18 protein-coding genes are annotated in these 22,966 nt (G+C 37.1%); 7 read left to right on the top strand and 11 right to left on the bottom strand.

Annotated features, from left to right (window positions below):
* Positions 1-271: 271 nt before the first annotated feature.
* The 4 genes from ACODR7_RS20360 to ACODR7_RS20375 are packed head-to-tail and all read right to left on the bottom strand — an operon-like array spanning position 272 to position 9,196.
* Positions 272-571 carry a hypothetical protein gene (locus ACODR7_RS20360; protein ID WP_488841971.1) on the bottom strand — a complete coding sequence of 100 codons (300 nt, stop codon included), beginning with the start codon at positions 569-571 and terminating at the stop codon, positions 272-274.
* 11 nt (positions 572-582) lie between these two features.
* Positions 583-4,188, bottom strand: a complete 3,606-nt coding sequence (locus ACODR7_RS20365) for a DUF6443 domain-containing protein (protein WP_488841973.1) — start codon at positions 4,186-4,188, stop codon at positions 583-585.
* Between the two features lie 6 nt (positions 4,189-4,194).
* On the bottom strand, positions 4,195-7,641 hold the full coding sequence (locus ACODR7_RS20370) for a hypothetical protein (RefSeq protein ID WP_488841975.1): 3,447 nt from the start codon (positions 7,639-7,641) through the stop codon (positions 4,195-4,197).
* A gap of 7 nt (positions 7,642-7,648) precedes the next feature.
* Complete coding sequence (locus ACODR7_RS20375) at positions 7,649-9,196, bottom strand: T9SS type A sorting domain-containing protein (RefSeq protein ID WP_488841976.1); 1,548 nt, start codon at positions 9,194-9,196, stop codon at positions 7,649-7,651.
* 364 nt (positions 9,197-9,560) lie between these two features.
* On the opposite strand from ACODR7_RS20375, the gene ACODR7_RS20380 reads away from it, so the two are divergent.
* The 7 genes from ACODR7_RS20380 to ACODR7_RS20410 all read left to right on the top strand — a co-directional run bounded on the left by ACODR7_RS20380 (position 9,561) and on the right by ACODR7_RS20410 (position 16,546).
* On the top strand, positions 9,561-9,734 hold the full coding sequence (locus ACODR7_RS20380; protein WP_488841978.1) for a helix-turn-helix domain-containing protein: 174 nt from the start codon (positions 9,561-9,563) through the stop codon (positions 9,732-9,734).
* Between the two features lie 471 nt (positions 9,735-10,205).
* Complete coding sequence (locus ACODR7_RS20385) at positions 10,206-10,370, top strand: DUF2867 domain-containing protein (RefSeq protein ID WP_488841980.1); 165 nt, start codon at positions 10,206-10,208, stop codon at positions 10,368-10,370.
* 37 nt (positions 10,371-10,407) lie between these two features.
* Positions 10,408-10,536, top strand: coding sequence for a DUF2867 domain-containing protein (locus ACODR7_RS20390; protein ID WP_488842000.1), 129 nt, complete (start codon positions 10,408-10,410; stop codon positions 10,534-10,536).
* Positions 10,537-10,823: 287 nt separating this feature from the next.
* A complete protein-coding gene (locus ACODR7_RS20395) occupies positions 10,824-12,710 on the top strand; it encodes a DNA topoisomerase IV subunit B (RefSeq protein ID WP_076597531.1) in 1,887 nt (628 codons plus the stop codon).
* Between the two features lie 37 nt (positions 12,711-12,747).
* Complete coding sequence (locus tag ACODR7_RS20400) at positions 12,748-13,326, top strand: hypothetical protein (RefSeq protein ID WP_488841982.1); 579 nt, start codon at positions 12,748-12,750, stop codon at positions 13,324-13,326.
* Positions 13,301-15,886, top strand: coding sequence for a DNA gyrase/topoisomerase IV subunit A (locus ACODR7_RS20405; RefSeq protein ID WP_488841984.1), 2,586 nt, complete (start codon positions 13,301-13,303; stop codon positions 15,884-15,886). The genes ACODR7_RS20400 and ACODR7_RS20405 overlap by 26 nt, the downstream gene beginning before the upstream one ends.
* 6 nt (positions 15,887-15,892) lie before the next feature.
* On the top strand, positions 15,893-16,546 hold the full coding sequence (locus ACODR7_RS20410) for a rhomboid family intramembrane serine protease (protein WP_488841986.1): 654 nt from the start codon (positions 15,893-15,895) through the stop codon (positions 16,544-16,546).
* A gap of 290 nt (positions 16,547-16,836) precedes the next feature.
* Here ACODR7_RS20410 and ACODR7_RS20415 read toward each other — a convergent pair whose 3' ends face one another.
* The 7 genes from ACODR7_RS20415 to ACODR7_RS20445 all read right to left on the bottom strand — a co-directional run bounded on the left by ACODR7_RS20415 (position 16,837) and on the right by ACODR7_RS20445 (position 22,816).
* Positions 16,837-18,378 carry an L-type lectin family protein gene (locus ACODR7_RS20415; RefSeq protein ID WP_488841988.1) on the bottom strand — a complete coding sequence of 514 codons (1,542 nt, stop codon included), beginning with the start codon at positions 18,376-18,378 and terminating at the stop codon, positions 16,837-16,839.
* Between the two features lie 7 nt (positions 18,379-18,385).
* Positions 18,386-18,958: a hypothetical protein gene (locus tag ACODR7_RS20420; RefSeq protein WP_488841990.1), complete on the bottom strand. Its 573-nt coding sequence runs from the start codon at positions 18,956-18,958 to the stop codon at positions 18,386-18,388.
* Between the two features lie 534 nt (positions 18,959-19,492).
* Entirely contained in the window at positions 19,493-19,852 is a 360-nt protein-coding gene (locus tag ACODR7_RS20425; protein WP_488841992.1) for a DUF4180 domain-containing protein, read from the bottom strand.
* Between the two features lie 14 nt (positions 19,853-19,866).
* Positions 19,867-20,715 (bottom strand): peptide chain release factor N(5)-glutamine methyltransferase, encoded by an 849-nt coding sequence (prmC, locus tag ACODR7_RS20430; protein ID WP_488841994.1) that lies wholly within the window; start codon positions 20,713-20,715, stop codon positions 19,867-19,869.
* Positions 20,716-21,474: a peroxide stress protein YaaA gene (gene yaaA, locus ACODR7_RS20435; RefSeq protein ID WP_488841996.1), complete on the bottom strand. Its 759-nt coding sequence runs from the start codon at positions 21,472-21,474 to the stop codon at positions 20,716-20,718. It abuts the gene before it with no gap.
* A gap of 4 nt (positions 21,475-21,478) precedes the next feature.
* Positions 21,479-22,180: a CPBP family intramembrane glutamic endopeptidase gene (locus ACODR7_RS20440; protein ID WP_488841998.1), complete on the bottom strand. Its 702-nt coding sequence runs from the start codon at positions 22,178-22,180 to the stop codon at positions 21,479-21,481.
* A gap of 24 nt (positions 22,181-22,204) precedes the next feature.
* Complete coding sequence (locus ACODR7_RS20445) at positions 22,205-22,816, bottom strand: L-threonylcarbamoyladenylate synthase (protein ID WP_076597540.1); 612 nt, start codon at positions 22,814-22,816, stop codon at positions 22,205-22,207.
* Between the last annotated feature and the right edge of the window lie 150 nt (positions 22,817-22,966).

The raw sequence follows: 22,966 nt of genomic DNA on the forward strand, positions 1-22,966 counted from the left end.
ATATTGACAGTTTATAAACAAAAACCGCCTCAAGGAAAATGAGACGGCTTCTTTTGTTTATCTGCCACACGATACAATCGTGCGGGAGCGGGGGTCTAGGATATTCTACTGGATAAAAATATTGTCGCTAAAATTTTAGATATACAAAAACTAAAAGAGAACGATAGACAACATGTCTTCGCTCTTCTGGATGCCTTTCTTAAACAAACTAAATTGCAATCTATTATGTAATATAAAAGCCACTCAAACGAGTGGCTTTGTTGTTAGAAAACTATCCAATAGTTTCCTGAACATAATCATCAGATTTATAAAAATCTCTTAGCTTTTGACCACAAAATGGACAATGATTTATAACCATTTTTTTAATACTAAAATCAGTAATCAGTTCACTATAACCATCAGTAACAAAGTAAGCCTTATCAAAAATATCTTCTATTTTTTTATTATATAATTCAGCTTCTTTTTCAAGAAATTTTTCACTATATTTTACTATTCTAAAGTTTAATCCCATTGTTTTTTCACCATTATAGCGAAATTCAAATTTTTCACAACAAAATTTTTTATTATTCATAATTTTAAGTTTTAAGGATTATGTGGTACCGCTTTTTCATTAACTGCTTTTACCAGATCTTTTCCTTTAAATAAATATTCAGTAGATATTGTATTAGAGCCTGAATGTATACCCGTTTTATATTCCAACTCACCAGTCTTTTCCAACATATACAATCCTGAATTACTCAAATCATACTGCATAACCTGTCCGCCATTTTTAATATAAGTCCCTGCTACTGCTGCATCATCGGTAAGAAATAAAGCACTGCTTCCAGCTTCAGAACCAGTTGTTCCTCTAAATAAAGTTTTTGAAGGATCAAATTCACTAGTAGAAGTTAACATTTTTCCATAGTTTACACCTTCAGAAGCTCCTGCTACAGCTTTAGCTGCCGTTCCTCCTGCTTTTGATGCTATATTTCTCACAAGGCTTCCTGCTCCTTCCGTTGCTACAGCCATTCCTCCTTCTATCACTGCTGTTCCAAGTGCTTTTCCTGCAATATTACCTGCAACTGTTGCATCTCCTTTTTTTACACTTGCTCCAGCAATTGCTGGGAATGCGGCTACTGATGCCATCAGATTGGTTGACTTTGAAATACCTGATTTTAGAGCTCCACCTGGATTACTTGCTAAAGATTTAGCAGATTCTATAGGATGAGTTACCACTTGCTTAACACCTTGATAAGTTCCTGTTGCAACACTTTTTGCACCTTGATACATTCCAGAATAATAAGTTTTAGCAAGATTCCACAAATTACCACAACATCCCTGAGCTTCTCTTCCATCAGGATCAACAAACATTATAGGATTATCTAATGCATAGGTATAAGGTGAAAATCTTCTCGACTTTTCTGCTAGTTCATCTGCAACTCCCCATCTACCAATATCCGGCATATAAAACCTTGCACCGTAATCATACATTCCTGTCTCTTGAAGCTCCTTACCATTGTACTTATAACTATAATACTCTCCAAAATTAGAACTACTAAGCATCCCTTCAATATGATTCAATCCAAATGGATAATAATTGTTGGTATCTGTAACTTCAAGAACACCTTCGCTGTTTTTGGAAAAGCTTACCCTGGCATTCCCAAGGTGATCTCTGTATTGGTAAATATAACGGTTTTCTGTGAAACTGTAAAATCCTTCTGCTGTGGGCACAAAATCAAGCTTCCATGTTGGAGTTCCACCAATGCCAGGAAAAGTATTGAGTTTTTTATATGCCTGTTCCTCAAAAGCTGTTTCAGTACGACATTCAAGGCATATTCCGCCACCTTCTCTGTAAGAGTACTGGAAGCCATCCAGATAATCAGTCATAATAGTCTTCGTCAGCCCACGTGGAGGAGCACTGGAATACGTTTTGCGAAGTTTTGTACCATCTGCACGGTAGAGATAATCCAAGCTACTATTTGAAGTCTGCCCATTTCCAAACAAATCTGGTTGGGTGATAAAAAAACTTCTGGGGAGATTAAGGTAGTTGTAAACGATGCTTTGAATCCCCTTATCCTTCATATTGATCATATTTCCGTTCGGATCATAATCTATGATATTATTTCCTCCTTCATAGCCGGAATCGTTTAATGAGCTTTCAATAATCTGATTCAAGCGATTGCCGGTATATTTATACTCAAGATTATCTACCACAGTAGAGGTTGCCCCAAAAACAGGAATCGCGTTTCTTTTCAGAAATGTAATATTTCCGTTGACATCATAGCTCAAACGTTCATCAAAATTCTTGTTATGCGGATTGGTCTTTTCCGGCTCTGCATATTCAGCATCTGTTAATCTGTTTAGCTTATCATAAGTGTAATTATATCTTTTCAGGTTATTGACCGTTGACATATTCCAGTCTATTTCTGCAATATTCCCATTATATCTGCCGGGAGAAATATCTGAATAGACAGGGTTGGTATATTTTACTTTATACCCAAATAGCTTTCCATTTAAAGCGGCAGGATCATTAATCTGGGTCATCCAGCCCCGGATATTATACTTGTAATCGATCTGCTGAAGCGGGGAAGAAGCCGTAACTCCTCCTACTTTCTTAGATTCCAGCTGGGAAATTTCATTGTACTTATTCTGAGCAAGAATTTCTACCGGATTACTATCCACCTGATGTTTGTGCACCAATAATCTGTTCTGGTGATCATATTCAAAGGTTTCTGTAATGACTTTTTCCGTATCAGAATTTAAACGCTTATGTCTGGTGACAGTCTGTAAAGGAAAGCCTGAAAAATCAAGCTTGAATTCCTTTTTGGTATATCCGCCCAGGTGGTTCCAGCTTTTTTCACTTACTTTTTCCCCTTTGGTATTGTAATAGAAATAGGTTTTTGTCCAGTTATCATCCTCAATATTTTTTACATAGGATGCTGTGGGCAGACCTTTTGTAGAAATGCCTCCGTTGAGTGCCTTATCTTCATTTACAACATACTGTTCAAGGATTTTTGCAGGCGGAAACTCTTTGGTGTCTCTTGGATAAGAGTCATAGTAATTAACAGAAAGAAGGGTCTGAAAATTAGTAAAAAGGGTATTGGTGTAATACACCATAATCCCGTTTTTGTTAAAACCTGTGGCAGTAGGTGTTTCGCTGATAACAAGATTATTAATCTGTCCCTGTAGATCTGCCCGGCTTCCTCCGGAGATAAGTCCTGTATAGGCAATACGGCCAAAGGCATCATATTTGGTCAGCAGCCATTGCCCTTTGTTTTTCAGGTTCACATCTTGGGTAAGCACCGGACGGTCTGCGCCATCATACACCACAGATTCCCAATCATCTTTACCGGGCATTCGTTTTTCTACCTGCCTGTCCTTGCCATCGTAACGATATTGGTAACAAAGGCTGTTTAAAATATCCGTGGTCACCACATTGTTATTCTGTTCAATTTTCTTTACCGCCAGCGCAGGGATCACAAATGCCTTTTGGCCGTATTCATTGTAGACATAGTAGGTGTCTATGTTCTGTGTTCCGTCTGTTCTGCGTACCAATACCGTCTCACCACGCCCGTTCTGAAACTGGATAACCGGAGTTCCGTCTTCATCAGTAACGGTATTTTTGTATAAGGTTCCCGCGGTATAAAACTCACTTCCAGGCACTACAGATACAGAAGAAGTTGTTTTTTTGTCTGTTCCAACCGTTGTAGTTACTGTATTGGTAACCAATTTCTTAACTTCACTACCCAGGTTTGTTTCATATTTGTATTTCTGGGTATGTCCGCTGCTCATCTTCCAGGGATCACCCGGCTGGGCCACTTGCAGCACTCTGTCTAATGGAGAATTTTCAATCTCCCTTTCCGTGTAGGCATTGGTTGTGTTGTAATAAGTATTAGCCGTACTCTCATTCACAATCCCGCTATGGATGGCCGAATTGAGCGAACTGGCCGGAACAGGAAGGATATCTTTAGCCTGTCTTCCAAATCCATCATAGGTAATTGGGGTTACCAGGTCCTTTCCGGTAGTAGTTGCTTTTACGCTAATGATCTGTTTGGGCCGTCCTAATCCGTCAAAATAGGTGATGGTTTCCGCTTTCTTGCTGCAATCCCCACTCAGACAGGTTTTGGACTGTATATAGTTTTCTGTGGTGCTTTGTGCATAGGTCATCATCGCTGTAAACAGCAGACCTAAGAGTTGTATTTTTTTCATGGGTGTTTACGGCTTATAGTTATACTTGAATTCTTTTACTACTTTATAGCTGTAGGTTCCTGTGTTGTCTTTTTCCCTTACCTGAACCTGTTTCAGACGGTTGGCAGTATCATAGACATAAAGTTCCCTGACTCCTGAAGGTGGAGTAATAGTAGTTACTCCTACTAAAGGGTCATACGTATATTTGGTGACCATCCCCACAGGCTGGAAGGCATCAAGAGCCAATAAAAGTTCGGCTTCTTTGGTGGGATCAGCGGCATCTTCATTGGATTTGGTTACGATAGCAGCGATCTGGCCTTCGATCTGGCTGTACAAAGCCCCTACAACTTTGGCAATCGGCCTGGTCTTGTTATAACCCCAGACAATACTCACCGGAGTGCCATCTTTCTCCCTGTACTGAAGAATATTTCCTTTTTCATCATATTTCTCATAAGTAACTTCTTTAGAAGAAACAGTAGGGTTTAAAGTATCATAAGAGTTTACAGATAAGGGAAGCACTAAGTTTCCGGTAACCGCATGAGGCAGGGCATTGGGATAGATGGTTTCTTCACGGGAAGTTACTTTGGTGATATTATCCGCTGTTTGCTGTGTTTTGGTTTCCAGTGGAATACCCACCATGTTTTTATCAATCATCAGCTGATTATTTTTCTCATGGGCATACTGATATGTTTTTTCCGCAGTAGACAGGTCTGGGAAAATGGTCTTTTGACTTGTCAGCTGAGTATGCTTTGGATTATTGTAGAAATACTGGGTTTCAGTTTTCATTGCATTTCCATTCAGGTAGTCAGTTGTTTTCTGGGACTTCAGATATTCAAAATGAGAGATATTTTTGTACTGGACAATATCAAGGTTGTCTAGTCTTTCGTCAAATACAACGGCCTCTCCAATATTTCTTCCATAGCAAACATCTTTATAGGTGGATGTTACATTTTGAGCACCACTTGCATGACAGTTCTTATACCAGTCAGAGACACTGTAGTGATGGGAATGATTGGTGATACAATAGGTAACATCTAATGTTTTGGTAATGTCTTCCGCTTTGCAGGTCTTGGTTACATTCATTGTAACCGGGTTATCGTAATTTTTCCTGATGGCAAAACCATCGATCTGTACTTTTCTGGCTGGGTCTTCCTCATAATTGTTCTCAACCGATCTTACCAGATTGTTGTTGCCGTCCAGATATTTAGTAAGTGTCTCTTTTCCGTTCTTCCATCCGAAATTCGTCCATGGAGCAGAATTGATATTATTACCATAGAGGATTTTTCCAAAATAATCTGTATCAATAGAGTAATAGTGAACCGTATTGGATTTTCCTTCTATAATTTCCTGTACTGTTTTATAGAAAACATTAGGGTGCAGAGCATTGAGCTGATGAATATTTGAGGAAGTCAATACATTGTACGTAAATCTTTCTATTCCTGTTGGTATTCCACCCCCAATAGTGCCCGGTGATGAACTACTCAGACATGTTTTGGTTTTAAATAGTGATTCGGTAAAAGAAGGCTGCCTAACCGTTATAGCATTTGGAAATTGATCATTAAGATCCTTATATAAAAACTTTCGGATCACTGCCACCCCGCTTTCTGAGTTATCAATAATTTTACTGATTCTTAAGCCTGCAGTAACGTCCTCTACATATCCCCATTCCGCTTCTCCAGCTGTATAAGTAACAGCAACTGAGGACCTGGTACATTCAAAAGTGGTTGTTATGGATAAAGTTAGTGGTGTATCCTTGGGAATCTTTGCATAAAAAGGACTCCCGTAGACTGGCAATGTATGGGTAGTTCCCGTGACTGTCTCCCATCCGTTTGATGCTCTTGTATAAAAAGGAATCAGTTCTCCGTTAGGCTTCTTAAGGGTGACCCCTGCTCTGTGCTTTCCTGTAACTTCCAGCTCAGGTGGGCACTTCCATGCGTTGAAAGTAGCTCCCCCGCCAAGAATAACTTCTTCATCTCTTATAGAAGTGAAAGTTACGGATTTGGTTTGATGGGGACTCCCAAAATCGATATCTGTACTTTCTGCACCTATAGAATGCCCTGTGCGATATGCAGGAACAACAACCTTGTAGGTGGATAAGGAATTATTTTCATAAAAAAATTCTGAATTTCCCTTTGTAGGATAGATAATTTTTGTCAGCATGCCAATTTGCTCTTTTGCAGGAACCACATGTTGCTGCGCCCCGGTATAGGATATTGCCGATGTTGGCATTTGGGGAATCAGATTCGTGTTGGTCATTACTCCATTATAATAACCTCCTGTATCTCTGGCAAATGAAAGTCTTACAGGGAATTCTTCAGGTGCATTATAGGTAAAACTATGAACAGCCTTTGAAACCACATCATTAACGCTGTTTAAGAATAATCTTTTATTGGCGGTAAGCGTATAATCGAAGTTGATATCATTAATGAATGCAGAATTTATTTTCTTTTGTATTCTGGATAATTTTGGATAATCCTCACTTCCTGTAGAAGGGGTATAATCAAAAACAATTTCACCATAACCAGCATTGTTGCTATAGATTCGTTTGATTTGTTTACCACCAACAGACTGTAAATGACTAACCAATCCGCTTATAACCGGAGGAAGGGAAAATGCAGAGCCGCCACATACGGACTGTTGTGCAGGTCCGATGGTATATTTCAGGGTTTGAGAGTTACTTAATGTCGTTGAATATCCGGCATTTTGATTTTCAATCATAATATTTTCTCCACTCTCTGGATCTTCTATTCTGGTCAGATACCAGGCAGTGATATTATTGGATAAAAGGGAATGCCCATCCCCTGAAGTCCTGTTCTCTGTGGTTTCCTTATCTGTGAAATAATATTTTATTCCATCATCCATTGTGATGGTAAAAGAACTGCCGCCACTTTGCCCTTCAACAATGACATCTTTCTGGGAATAAACGACAGGCATTCCCCTTCTGTCAAATACAAACTTAATGCTGTTTCCGTTAAAATTGGCCATATATAGATCCTGCTCAGAATCGACCAGATCATCCGATGCATCCTGGAAGTATTGCATCACAGCCGGATGGCGGATTCCTAATGCATCAATATCAGTAGGGAAAGAAATATTGGCATTTTCCTCATCAGGCAGATCCCTGATGACCCTCGTAATAATACCTCCGGTTATTAAGCTCCAGCCAAGACCTGTAGAACCGTTCATATCATCTACTTTAATTCCGTTCGAGGCATAATTGATGGTAACAGGAAGATTCAAGTTTTGGGTTCTGAACTCTGTAAGAGGAATATTTACATTGGCAGTTCCTGTAAATAGGCTTACAGGAATGTTTCCAAAAGTACCTAATTTATAAGATTCCTGAGAGGGAGGAAGTAATTTGGGTAAAACTGATGGGTCACTTCCTGTTATTTGTGGGCCTGAAGGCCCTCCGCCCTGTCCCGCAACAGAGATCGTCGCTGCAAGAAAAAGCATAGTAATAATTTTTCTGTTCATAGTGCTTTTATTTCTTTATTAATTTGGCATTTGCCGTTTTATTGGTATCCGTTTTTATCGTCACCAGATACGCTCCCTGCACCAAAGCCTGGGTATTAATTTTAGTGACTCTGTTCTTGGTTTTCAGATTCTGAAGCTGTCTCCCGCTCATATCATACAAAAGAATATCTGCCTCTTTAAAGTCGTTGAATCCGATTTCTACATACGCATAATCAGAAACAGGGTTTGGATAGATTTTGATATCATATTTTTCGATTAACTGATCCACCTGTTTGTCTCCCAGTTTTACGATCTTCCAGTTCTCTTTCCCTAATTCCGTGGCACTGGTTCCGGCAAGAATAATCGAGCCGTCTCTGTTGAGTTTCAAATCTGAAAGCCGTTCCTCTTTTTGTCTGGATTCTCCCGTTATATATTTTCTCCATACTTCAGTCCCTAACTGGTCAATATACAATAGCCAAAAAGTATTATCATCTTTTTCTGCTCTTGCCTCTGAAGGAGTATAGCCCCCTAGTAAAATTCCTTTTGTAGATTTGTCATCTGCTGAATGAAGAATGCTCATTCCCATCAGCATATCACGGTTTCCGAAACTGTAAGACTTTTGGAACTGCTCATTCCCGTTTTGGTCTAATGCTATGAGCCAAAGGTCTGTACCCTCTTTTATTCCGACATTCTTGTTTCCCGAACGCTCGGATCTGGATTCTCCACCGATGACATATCCATCAGGGGTTAACGCTAATGTTCTGATATGATCATCTGCTTTACCTCCAAGGTTTTTTTCCCACTGAACCTTCAAATTTTTATCCAGTTTGATAATGTAAAAATCTCCTTCACCGTAATTCTCTGTCTGTTTTGATCCTCCAATACCACTTCTGGAATAAATTCCGAGCAATGCGCCTCCGTCTTTTGTTGGAATCATCTTCTCCACTTCATCCAGCCCTTTTCCGCCTAACACAAGGTGGGATAATTCTTTTCCGTCTTTATCCAATCTGGTAATGAAGACATCCTTAGAACCGTACCCATTTGAGGAGTTCTGCACGTTGCCGGCAACGAAGAATCCTAAATCGGTAGTTTGAATGATAGCTCTGGCTTCTTCATCGGAAGAACTTCCCAGCGTTTTCTGCCACAGTTCATCTCCGAATTCATTGATTCTGATGAGCCAAATGTCCGAACCCCCTTTAGAATCGTATTTTTTATCCAGTCCCTTGCCTGAATATGAGGTGCCTGCTAAAAGAAATCCGCCATCCTGGGTAGTCACTGTAGCAGAAAGATAATCATGGTTTTGTCCTGAGAAGTATTTTTCAAAGACCAGCTCTCCCTGCTGGTTCAGTTTTACCAATCTGAAGTCGTAACCCGTGTTTTGCTTACTGCCTGAAGCTTGTTGATTATTGCTTTGAATAGAACTTCCTGTAATCAAATACTGCCCGTCAATAGTTGTTGTAATCTGGCTTAAAAAGTCCTGTGTGCCGGACCTGAAATCTTTTTGCCAGAGAGTTTCCTGGGCAGATACACCCAAGACTGTGCATAAGAATAATGCACTTAAGTAATTTTTTTTCATATTCGGTTTTATTTTTTAATGTGTGAATTTAAAATTATTTTTTAATTCCTTATAGGGGGAAAAAACGGAATTCTATCCGTGTTTTTACGGTAACTTACTTCACTCCGATGGATAATGTGTTTTCATACTATTGATTTTGCATTAAATTTTGTTCATCTGTTTATTCTAAGGCAAAGCTAGCTCAGCATAGCGACAGAACTTGACGTGTTTTTTAATATACATTAAGAAAAGATATTTCATAAACTTTTCTTAAAAATGCTAATTAATGTTCTATGTCACAATTCTAATATGAATAAAATACAATTCTATTGAGAATAAAAATTTTATATAAAAAAATTACCATTACATCTCAAAATTATGAAATATGAATAACGGTATAGGTTTCAAAATAAAAAAATTAAGGGAGCAGAAAGAGATTTCTCAGGAAGATCTATCATATTATTTAGATATTTCACAAAGCTATCTCAGCAAAATTGAAAACGGAGTGATAGAGAAGATAGATTTTCTTTTTATGCAAAAAGTAGCAGATTTTTTTTAAGTTGAGCCACAATATTTTCTGGATGGTCAAATAGTTCAAAACAATACTGATAATAATCACAATTCTGCTGTTGGGAATATATATATAGTACTGTTCCAATACATAATACAATTGCTGAAAGTATTTTGGAAAACTTAATTCAAAACCAAGAACAACTTGGGAAGCAGTAGGAACAAATAACTCAGCTTATGAAAATACAGAATAAGCTGATAGAAAATCTGTTTAAGAAATAGTATAATGATAAGCATTTCATATGTGGAATAGATAATAGGATATTTGAGACTTATCCCTTTAATTAATACTCGGGATTAATGATGAACAAAGGTTTTCTTATTGATAGCCCTTCGACAGGCTCAGGATGACACCCCGAATACCAACCGAAATTTTTAAGCGTTGTCAGGCAGAGCCTGTCGAAGCTATTATTTACTAAAGGAGGGTAGGGTCAATAAAACAATTTAAAACACAAATTTTATGCACACCTCAAGTGATAGGAAGAAACCCGGGGAGGTATTTCAATGCGAGGTAGGAGAGCGTGTAGGACTTTTTAAGGTGTTTGATAAAACCAGTAACGAAATTGTTTTGGGAGAAAATGATAAACACCTGAGTTTCAGAGTTTCTCTTTTAATTGATAATTGACAGAAATAAAAAAAGACGTCCATAAAATTCACTTACCATATCGACTACAGTAAAATATCATAACTGGTGGGGTGTTTTATATTTTTTACCCGTTCGTCCTTTCCATAAGCTGATTGTACCTGCGATGCTGAAAAATATGATTGTCCGGCTCGAACGTGAAAAATGAAATCTACCGCAGGCAAAAGATAAGAACTTTTCATAATGCATGTAAAGGTTTAAGAGCAGGTAAAAAGTCAGATTTTCAGATATAAAAATTCAATACAAAGCTCTTCTTTTTAAAATGATATCAAAATAAAATATCTACTGCTTTTTTTACCTGTCTGTTGTTGTAATCAATTTAAAACTTAATTTATTACCATACTGACTAAACAATAAAAGTTAGTAAAAAATGATTTTTAAAATTCGGATAATTTTGGACAATTTCGTACTTTTGTATGTTTGCTGAAATCATATATGTCACAAGAAATAAACCCAACCTACTCCGAAGATAATATCAGAACCCTTGATTGGCAGGAACACATCCGTCTGCGCCCCGGCATGTACATCGGGAAGCTCGGGGATGGTTCTTCCGCTGATGATGGTATTTATATCCTGTTAAAAGAAATTCTTGACAACTCTATTGATGAGTTCAGGATGAGATCAGGGAAAAGAATCGAAATAAAGCTGGACGATGGCAAAGTTACAATTCGTGACTTTGGACGTGGGATTCCGCTAGGGAAGGTGGTAGACGCTGTCTCAAAAATGAATACAGGTGGTAAGTACGATAGTAAAGCCTTTAAAAAATCTGTGGGATTGAACGGAGTCGGTACCAAAGCGGTTAATGCCCTTTCAGACTACTTCAGAGTTCGTTCTTTTCGTGACGGAAAAATGAAAGCTGCTGAATTCTCCCGCGGAATGATCAAAGAAAACTTTGATGAGAAAGAAACTTCGGACAGAAACGGTACTGAAATTTCCTTTATTCCTGATGGAGAAATCTTCCTGCATTTTAAATACAGAAAAGAGTATATCGAAAGAATGCTCCGCAACTATGCTTATCTGAATCCCGGATTAAAAATCCTGTTCAACGGAGAAACCTATTATTCTGAAAACGGTCTTAAAGACTTATTGGAAGAAGAACTGGAAAGTGATATCCTTTATCCGATCATTCATTTAAAGGATGATGATATTGAGGTAGCCATTACCCATTCTGACAAATCACAGACAGAAACCTATTTCTCATTCGTGAACGGACAGAATACAACGCAGGGAGGAACACACCTTAATGCATTCCGTGAAGCGTATGTAAAGACGGTTCGTGAATTTTTTAATAAAAGTTTTGATGCTTCTGACATCAGAAAGTCTATCATTGCTGCGATTTCCATTAATGTAGAAGAACCCGTTTTCGAATCCCAGACCAAAACAAAATTAGGATCTAATGATATGGGCCCGAACGGACCCACTGTAAGAACATTTATTATTGATTTCCTTAAGAGTAAACTGGACAATTTCTTACACAAAAATCCGGAAATAGCAGAAGCAATCCAGAGAAAAATATTAATTTCAGAAAGAGAAAGAAAAGAACTTTCCGGAATTCAGAAACTGGCCAGAGAAAGAGCAAAAAAAGTATCTCTTCACAATAAAAAGCTTCGTGACTGCAGACAGCATTATAACGATCAGAAAGCCGAAAGAAAGGGAGATACGCAGATCTTCATTACCGAAGGAGATTCTGCATCCGGATCCATCACAAAATCCAGAGATGTAGAAACGCAGGCCGTATTTTCATTAAAGGGTAAACCGCTTAACTGCTATGGTCTTACCAAGAAAGTAGTGTATGAAAATGAAGAATTTAACCTTCTGCAGGCAGCTTTAAATATTGAAGAAAGTCTGGAAGACCTGAGGTACAACCAGGTAATTATTGCTACCGATGCCGATGTTGACGGGATGCACATCCGTCTGCTGATGATTACTTTCTTCCTGCAGTTCTTTCCGGATCTGATTAAAAACGGACACCTTTATATCCTTCAGACTCCGTTATTCAGAGTAAGAAACAAAAAAGAAACAAGATACTGTTATACAGAAACAGAAAGAATAAAAGCATTAAACGAACTGGGGAAAAATCCTGAAATCACCCGATTTAAGGGATTAGGAGAAATCTCTCCGGACGAATTTAAGCATTTCATTGGTAAAGATATCCGTTTAGAACCTGTAGTAGTGGGGAAAGACCAGACGATTGATCAACTTCTGGAATTCTACATGGGAAAAAATACTCCCGACAGACAGACCTTCATTCTTGAAAACCTTGTGGTAGAAGATGATAAGGATATTGATAAAAAAGAAATGCTGGATGAATTAGAAAATTAAAAAAACTTATAACTTAAAAAGCTGGTTGTAAAAAGCATTGCAGACTGAAAAAAGCACACTTTTGGATGAAGTAGGAAATTATAAAACTTACACAGCCAATAAATTAAAAATGAGACTAAGTAACCGTAATAAAGCGTCAATTTATAACTCTTTGAGTACACTGCTTTTGATGATAGCAGTGTTTGGTATAAGTGTATTCGCGGCTAATGAATACAGATTTCATGCAATGGGTAAAGAAAGTTATTTGTTGATTATAATTCCTGTTTTGCTGCTGATTATCTTTTATATCAGAGGAAGACAGATTTTTGAATATGACAGTGATGGGGAAGCGTTGAATTTTAAAAACAGGAATGTTATTCCTTTTTTAAATAAACCTCTTCATGACGAATTTCCAAAATACAAACTGATAAAATATGATGTGGTTAGTATCCTGTTTTTCAAAAGACTATACATTACCGTTTCCAGTAAAAATAATGGTTCTACCATACTCAAATACCAGATCTCTTATTTGGGAAACAAAGAAGTAAACGATTTAAAACTCTCTCTGAACAAAGTAGTGAAAGCTAATAAAGAGAAAAAAGATAAAATAGATGATGACAGAAGAATATTCGCATGAGGGTGAAAGCTTAAAAAAAGTTTCCGGGCTGTACAAAGACTGGTTTCTTGATTATGCTTCCTATGTAATTCTGGATAGAGCTATCCCTTCAATATATGACGGTTTAAAACCCGTTCAACGAAGAATTATGCACTCCATGCGGGAGCTGGAAGACGGCCGTTATAATAAAGTGGCCAATATCGTGGGAAATACCATGAAATATCACCCACATGGTGATGCTTCCATTACAGATGCCATGGTGCAGATCGGGCAGAAAGAGCTTCTAATAGATACACAGGGAAACTGGGGTAATATTTACACAGGAGACTCTGCAGCTGCCGCGAGATATATTGAAGCTAGGCTGACACCTTTTGCCCTGGAAGTAGTCTTTAATCCTAAAACTACAGATTGGACAAAGTCTTATGACGGAAGAAACAATGAACCTATCGATTTACCGGTAAAATTCCCGCTGCTTCTCGCACAGGGAGTGGAAGGTATTGGAGTAGGACTTTCTACAAAAATACTTCCTCATAACTTTAATGAACTTATTAACGCATCCGTAGCCTATTTAAAAGGTAAGAAATTTGAACTCTATCCGGACTTTTTAACGGCCGGTTATCTTGACGTTTCCGAATATAACGATGGTCACAGAGGAGGAAAGGTAAGAGCAAGAGCCAAAATTACCCAGACGGATAAGCATACATTAGTCATTTCTGAACTTCCTTACTCCAAAACAACAACAGATCTTATTGACTCTATTCTAAAAGCCAATGAGAAAGGAAAGATCAAAATCAAAAAAATTGAGGACAATACTTCAGATAAAGTAGAAATCCTGATCCATATTCATAATGATGTTTCACCGGATAAGACTATTGATGCGCTGTATGCATTTACAGACTGTCAGGTAACCATCTCTCCGAATGCCTGTGTAATTGTAGGAGATAAACCTATGTTTCTGAATGTATCCGATATTCTTAAAACGAATACAGATCATACCGTTTCATTACTGAAGAAAGAATTGGAAATAGAACTTCATGAACTTCAGGAAAGCTGGCACTTCTCTTCACTGGAAAGAATTTTCATTGAAAACAGAATTTACCACGATATTGAAGAGGTAAAAACCTGGGAAGATGTATTGAAAACCATTGATGCAGGATTAAAACCCCATACCAAACATCTTTTAAGAGCCGTTACAGAAGAGGATATCTTAAAACTGACAGAGATCAGAATCAAGAGAATTTCAAGATTCGATTTAGATAAATTTAAAGAAAATATTGCATCACTGGAAGGTAAAATAGAACAGGTAAAATACAACCTGGCCAACCTGATCGCTTATGCTATCGATTATTATTTAAATATTCAGAAAAAATACGGTAAAGATAAACAAAGAAAGACCGAGCTTAGAATCTTTGATACCATTGATGCTACAAAAGTTGCCGTAGCCAATGAAAAATTCTATGCAAATTTCGAAGAAGGCTTTATCGGAACATCTTTGAAGAAAGATCAGTATTTATTTGACTGTTCTGACATTGATGATATCATCACATTCAGAAAAGACGGAAGTATGAAGGTTGTAAAAGTGGAAGCTAAAACTTTCATTGGTAAAGATATCCTTCACGTTGCCGTATGGAAGAAAAACGATAAAAGGACAGTCTATAATATGATCTACCGTGAAGGCAGGGAAGGACCATATTATATGAAACGCTTTTCTGTAACCGGAGTAACCCGAAATACAGATTATCCGTTAGCTTCAGATAAAAAAGGTTCTGAAACACTGTATTTCTCAGCCAATCCTAATGGTGAGGCAGAAACCGTAACCGTGCTTTTAAAGCCAAACCCAAGAATCAGAAAGAACAAAATGGAGATCAATTTCTCAGATCTGGCCATCAAAGGACGTGATTCCAAAGGAAATCTGGTAACTAAATATGCCGTTAAGAAAGTAGATATGAAGGAAGAAGGAGTTTCTACGCTGGCACCCAGAAAAATCTGGTTTGATGATACGGTAAGAAGACTGAATGCCGATGCAAGAGGAACATTGTTGGGAAGCTTCAAAGGAGATGATAAAATTCTGACCATCAATACCAATGGTGAAGTAAAACTGGTCTCTTTTGACCTTGGTAATCGTTTTGATGATGAATATCTGGTATTGGAAAAATGGAGACCTGCACAGCCCATCACCTGTATCTATTACGATGGAGAAAAAGATATTTATTTCATCAAGAGATTCTTACTGGAAAATACTGTCAATGTACAGACTTTTATGCCTTCTGAACATCCGAAATCATTCATCGAAAATGTAATTGTTGCCAACGATGTTACTGCAGAAATCATCTTCGCGAAAGATAAAGGAAAGGAACGTGAGCCGGAAACAGTAAATATTGATGAATTCATAGCGGTAAAAGGAATAAAGGCTATTGGAAACCAGTTTACCAAGTTCAAAGTAAAAGCAATCAATATTACCATCCCTGAACCGGTAGAAGAAGAGCCTGAAGTATATGAAGATCCTGAACCTGCAGGAGAAACTGATGAAGAGGGAGGAATTATAGGTGATCTGTTCCAGGGTGATGAATCTGAAAATTAAAGAGAAATGAGCATTTTAATATTATTTATTGCAATTACAGCTATTATAAGCTTCATAGCTTTTAATAATCCCGCTATTACGGAAAAATATAAATTTAGTGTTGGTGCTATTCTTCATAAAAAAGAATATATTCGATTGCTTTCATCAGGATTTTTACATGCTGATATCATGCACCTCGTATTCAACATGTTTACACTGTATTTCTTTGCACCTATTGTCATTCAGGGCTTCGGAAATATAGGATTTATCATTGTATACCTGGGAGCAATATTGTTGGGGAACTTTCTCTCATTATACATTTATCAAAAACAGCCCTGGTACTCTGCCGTAGGAGCGAGTGGTGGTGTTTCAGGAATTCTTTTTGCTTCCATAGCACTGATTCCTGATCTTAAGATATATCTTTTCTTTATTCCGATTGGTATTCCTGGATTTATTTTTGGGTTAGTCTATTTCGGGTATTCTGTATATATGATGCTGAATCCGAGAATACATGATAATATCGGACATGCTGCTCATTTGGGAGGAGCTTTTTTGGGATTAATATATGCTGTCATCAATGCACCTGAACATGCCATGCAAAATGGAATTTATATAGGAATCATGTCACTTCCGCTCATCTATTTAGGATATGAAATATTTGTAAGGAAACGGATAGGATAAAAGACTATTCTTAATCAAAATATCAAAACCAATGAACACATCAGAGTTAAACAGTTTCATCGTGATACTGATCTATGGTTCATTGGTTTTGCTTTTTCTGCTAAAGCAGGTATTCTTTAAAAGCCAATTTCTGGTTCGTGATATTTTCTATCTGTGTCTACCTTTTGGTTGGATGAAGTAGACTTTCAATATCAGCCTATTGATAAAGCGATCAGAGATGCTGTTCAGTATTTTATTGAAAACCCTGTCAGGAATAAAAAAACCAGCTCTTAAAAGCTGGTTTTATGAGATTATCTTGTAATTTTCTGAGTTACATTTTTATTGGAAATAACGCAGGCTTTGCTGCAGTTATTGGCAGTTGAAATATTAACCTGTACTAATGCCGGCAATGATCTGTATTCTTCACTATTATAAGGTGCTTCAGTACCATTGCTTCCACCGCCTTTAATATCATACTGTATCTGGGCTACTCCTGTGAATCCTGCCGCAGGTCTGAAAGAAAGCGCTCCGGTAGTTGGGAAATAGGTCCATGTTCCCTGGCTATTGGTGTAGACACCGCCTGTTATATTGGGAATTACAGCTCCGTTGTTATCTAAAAAACGAAATGAATTAAAATCAAGGTTGTTATAGGAAAGGGTTGGAGGATTCTGGCCATTAGCTGAAGAATAAGCCGCATCATTAAGCAAAGGATAATACGTCGACTTTATCCCTGGGCATCCGGCAAACAAATCATCTGTTACCTCAGCAGCATAAGGTCTTGTAACCCCTAAGTTTTTCAATAAATGGATATTTTTGGCAGCTCCGGTAGAAGCGGCAAATCCGATCCTGAAAGTAGAGGGCGCTGAAGTATCCAGAGTTCTTACTGTACTGTTGGAAATGGTAGTCTCGGTATATTTCAGTGAAGTAGGGTAGTAATAATTATCAATTACTTTTTCTTTCACCGTTCCGTGCTGTATTTCCAGGGTTATATTGTAACCTCCGGCTGGATTGGGAACTAATGTTATATACGCTTTACGGAACCTTGCATCATTTTCATTTTGAGGAATTGTTGTTCCGCCACTTTCAATGCTGAATTGTTGAAGAGCCGTATTTTTAATGCCAATGTATTTTCCTGTGGCCGTATCGAGGTAAGCAGATCTGTTGCTGCTTGAAGGGGATGCATTAGTGGCAGTACTATAAAGCAACGGATAGCCATTATATCCGGCAGGTTCAGCAGAAGACAGGTATTGGTTTCCACGCTTTCCTCTTAATGAAACATTACTTCGTCCATCAGCAAGTCCCACTCCAAATATTCCATTTCTAACCCTTTCGCCCTGGTTAAAGCTTGTTTTGAAATTTCCGAATTCATCCAGACCTATTCCCAGATAGGCTCCTCTCAGTCCTTCTGTAGATTCTCCTCCGCGTACAAAGCTATATCCTAGTCCTCCACCAAAGTATCCGAGATTAAGCTGGTTTTTAGGGATAGATCCATCCACTAAGAAGATAGAAATCCCATCTCCTCCGTTGGTATTCCCCCCATAAATAGCGAACTCAAACTCGAACTTGATTCCCTGGTCACTCTTGAATATTTTATCAGCAAGTATCACTCCTCCCGAAATATTATTGACACTTCGGGTAAGTCTTAGTCCATCCGTAGTAAAGGTTGCATCATTCTGAACGCCGCTGGTAGCTACCTTATAAGCTTCCTGAGGCTGCAGACCCTGGGTGAAATTTACAAAATACGGATAGCCGGTTCCCTGTTCGTTCTGTGCCTGAATATTCTGAGAAAAAATAAACAAGGAAAACGTAAACAAAAATCTTTTATATCGTAAAATTGAGCTGTTTTTTATCATAACTCAATTATTTAACAACGAAAACAATATTAATAAAAGAACAGTCTGTTGCTGCTGCTTTTACATTATAGGTCATTACTCCATCATCAGAAATAGAAATATTACTGAATACATTAGGATCAGCATCCGTTACATAATAGTAAAGATCTTTACTTGAAGGAAAAAAAGGAATTGCAGCAGGAGCACTGGTGCTTTTTGCTTTTGGAGATCCAAACTGAGTTTTATACAAGGTATATAAATCTTTAGTTCTACCATTGGCTGTGGTGGAAGTGTCAAAAGAAACACTTGGCATGTAAAACATTTTTACAGCATTACTGCTGATACAAAGCCAATCAGGTTGAGTTGGAGTCCCGATATTCTGACTTAAACATTTTTTGTCGGTATCATAGATAAGAAGCGAGTTAGCCGGATTTACAATAGCATCTCTTTTTGCTGTGGTAAGTCTGGGTATCAGCATTCCTTTATTTTGGCTATAAACATCCAGAATAGCACTTTCTTCAGGTGTGGATGTGTTAATCCCAACTTGTGCGAAAGAAAGAGAGCTTGCTAAAACGATTGGTAGAAATAATTTTTTAATCATGATGTCTTAATAATTTTTTATCTGTGTATTGTATGTTTTTTTTTGAAGAAATATTTGTCAGGCTTAATTCTATTAGGGAAATAACTATCATCAGCAAGTTCATTGAAACAATGAATTGTTCGGTTTAAATCATGGTATAATGAGACCCATTCTTTCAAAAGCTCACCATAGATATAGCAAGTATGATTCATCAGGAAACATTCTAAGTCTAACCTTGATAGTCGAAAAAGTAAATTGAATTATGTAGCCGTATAAGCTCTTAAATAAGTAAGATTCATATTCCTCGTGTTTTTTGCAAATATACAAAGAAATATTCAAGTGTTTGTGTTTATAGAATTAATTCTAAATTTCTCTCAATAATTAACATATTTTATTTTAAATTTTTACATAATTTATAAACCATTAAGATTATTTTTATTATGCAAATCTTTCTATTGTCTTATGAAATCTTAAAAAACGGGTGATATTGAGATGTTGATACTTGAAAAGGAAGAAAAAAATCACTCTTTTTAATACAAAGAATTGAAAAAGAATCTATTTTGAAAAATTATTCAACGCATCATTCAAATTGCTTACAAAATTAATATGCTTTGCTTTATTACTTTCAAAAATAAAATCCTTCATGCTTTTGCTTTCATACTGGCTAAAATCACCTATAATAGCCAATCCTATGCGATAGTTTGAGAACTTCTGAAGAATCTCTCCTGCAATTTTTGTTTTTAAATCAAAGAACGCAGGACTGATATTTTTTTCGTGAAGAATAACTTTATCAAAGCCCTGATAATAGATATTTCCCATAAGATCCAGCCCGTCCTGAGCAGACTGGATAATGAGGTCATCAGAAATAATTTCTGCAATTTTTAGAGTATTGATTTCGTGTGATTTGATGAACATGATGTAAATAATAATTATTTCCTTCCGTAAATAAACCTGTCGTTTTCAGATAAATCCTTCAATAATTGAACATGAGAAAAATCCTGATACAGTTCCAGCGTTTCAGAACCCAGTTTCTGGTTGATTTCTAAAAATAAAAGCCCGTCTTCATTCAAATGCTTTTTAGCATCTTCAGAAATTTTTCTGTAAAAGATCAGCGCATCTGAAGTAGGGGAGAAAAGTGCCATTTTAGGTTCAAATTCTTTTACTGAATCAGCAATTTCTATCTCCTCTTCAATCCCGATGTAAGGCGGATTTGAAATAATGATGTCATAATTTTCGGCCAGTTCGAAATTGAGATAGTCAGCATGGATGAACCGGATTTCCAATTGATGATACTCTGCATTTCTTTTTGCGGTCTTCATTGCGTTTTCGGAAAAATCAATAGATGAAACGTTCGCTTCCGGAAAATATTTCTTTAAAACCAGAGGGATAACTCCGCTTCCGGTTCCTATATCCAGAATCTTTAGATCCAGAATTTTAGACTTAGAACCTTTTATTTCTCTGATGGCAATTTCCAACAGCTCCTCCGTTTCAGGGCGGGGAATCAGTACATTTTCGTCTACAAGGAATTTCATTCCGTAAAATTCTGTTTCTCCCAATATCTGCTGATAAGGCCTTCCGGTTTTAAGTTCTGAAATGAGATGATACAACTTTTCTTTATCATCAGTCAGGAGTTCCTGTTCAGAGAATCTTCTCTGCTGAAATGCATCGAAACCTACAATTTGATGAATGAATAAAGACGATAGAAACACACTTTCCGACTCTGTGTAAAGGCCGGAAAGTTCTGTCCTGAAATATTTTTTAAATGCTGAAATTGTCATTTATCTTGTAAAAACCAGTTTTGTATCCGTAGACTTCTCTTCATCAATTCTGTATCCTTCATAGTTGAATGCTTTTACATCCTCCAGTGTTTTGGCATTGGTTTCTGCACAGAATCTTACCACAAGACCTCTTGCATGCTTTGTATACACCACAATGGTCTTCAGTTTTCCATCTTTTAATTCATAAAAATCAAAATCGATTACTTTGTGGTTCAGTTTTTTTCTGTCGATTACTTTTCCATACTCATTGCTGGCAAGATGAAGTAGGATTTCTCCTTTTTTCATTTCAGAATTCAACTGTTCTGTAATCTTTTCTCTCCAGAATTCATACAGATTTTTGTATTGTTCAAATTCAAAAGGACGGCCCATTTCAAGTCTGTAAAGCATCACTTTATCAGAAGGTTTCAGTAACCCGTAAAGCCCGGAAAGTATTCTGTAGTTTTTTTGCAGGTAATCTACGGCATTTTTATCCAATGTTTTAGCATCCAGACCTCTATAAACCTCTCCTGTAAAGGCAAACATTGCAGGAGCAGATTCTTTTGCTGTAGGTTTGGATTTCCATTTTTGATTTCTTTCCCAGTTTTCATCAGCAAGCTTAGGCGATATTTCCATAAGCTCGGAAAGATATTTTGGCGATTTTTCTTTTAAATAAGACTGTATCAATGCTGCATCTTCAATGAATCTCGGAGTAGAAGATTTCAAAAAATCTGTTGAATTTTCCACGTTCATTAATTTGGCAGGTGATGTTATAATTTTCATAATGTTAAAATACAGATAAGTGTTTAATATCAATAAAATTCATCATCATCATGGCGATAAAATCAATCATAAAATGACAGATGATCAGAATTTTAATATTTGAATAGCGTTTATAAAATACAGCAAACACGATCCCGATAAAGAAAGGTCCGAGAACCTGGTTTACGGTACCGTAAGTACTATGTAAAATTCCAAATAAAACCGATGAAATAACAATTGCAACGGTGGGATTGTTATAAATTTTTTCCAGCCTGGACTGTACATAGCCTCGCATCAGGAATTCCTCTACAATAGCAGCGGTAAGGCATGTAAAAATAACTAAAAAATAATTATTTCTAAAAATGGGAGCAAGGTTGAGAAGCTTATCGCTTATTTTTTCCTGCATAAAAAATTGGATCGTTGCATTCAGAATGCCTCCGCCAATCAAACAGATAAAATATATGCTCAGAACAGCTTTGATATAAAATGCAGCAGGGTATTTTTTCTCTTCCTTAAGTAAAAAAGTTTTTTTTTCAATAAAGATGCTGTACAGAAATACAATGATAAGAATGATCCATAGTACAATTCTGTTGAGAAAAAAATTGATTTCTGTGATTCCTTTTGTTCCCGTTACCATTGTAACAGCTGGAAAACCATACAGCATTGCAGCAGCCAAAATAATAAACGTGAGCAAAATTTCTGCAGAATATTTCCCGCTAAAACTCATAATTCAGTACCCTAAACCTAGAACTTAAACAATCCCTTTTCCCTGACGGATAATTTCCGGTTCTCCCGAAGTGAGGTCTACAATAGTGGAAGCCACATTATCTCCATACCCTGAATCAATCACAATATCTACTAGATGATCATATTTTTCTGCAATAAGTTCAGGATCGGTAGAATATTCTATGATTTCATCATCATCTTTAATAGAAGTAGAGGCAATCGGGTGGCCCAGTTTTTCAACAATAAGTTGCGGAATCGGATGATCAGGAACACGAATACCAATTGTTTTGTGACCTTTGTAAGCTAAAGGTAAACTTTTATTGGCTTCAAGAATGAAAGTAAACGGTCCCGGAAGATGACTTTTCAGAAACCGGAAAATTGAAGTGTCAATCGGTTTGGTAAAGTCGGAAAGATGGCTGAGATCATTACAGATAATGGAGAATTTAGACTTCTCAAGTTTCATTTTTTTGAGCTGAGCCAGTTTTTCCATGGCTTTTATATCAAAAATATTACAGCCCAGAGCATAGATTGTATCAGATGGATAGATAATCAGCCCGCCATTATTTAAAGTTTTAATAACCTCATTCACAAGATTTTCCTGTGGGTTGTCCGGATAAATTTTTAATATTTTTGCCATAAAACAAAGATACAAATAATAAAATAGTTTTCATAAAAGTCCTTTATTTAAAAGAAAAATTAGGATTTGTGAAAAATATTCGTACCTTTGCAATCCAATATCGCGGGATGGAGCAGTAGGTAGCTCGTCGGGCTCATAACCCGAAGGTCA

It is taken from the genome of Chryseobacterium sp. FG46, from assembly GCF_057809135.1.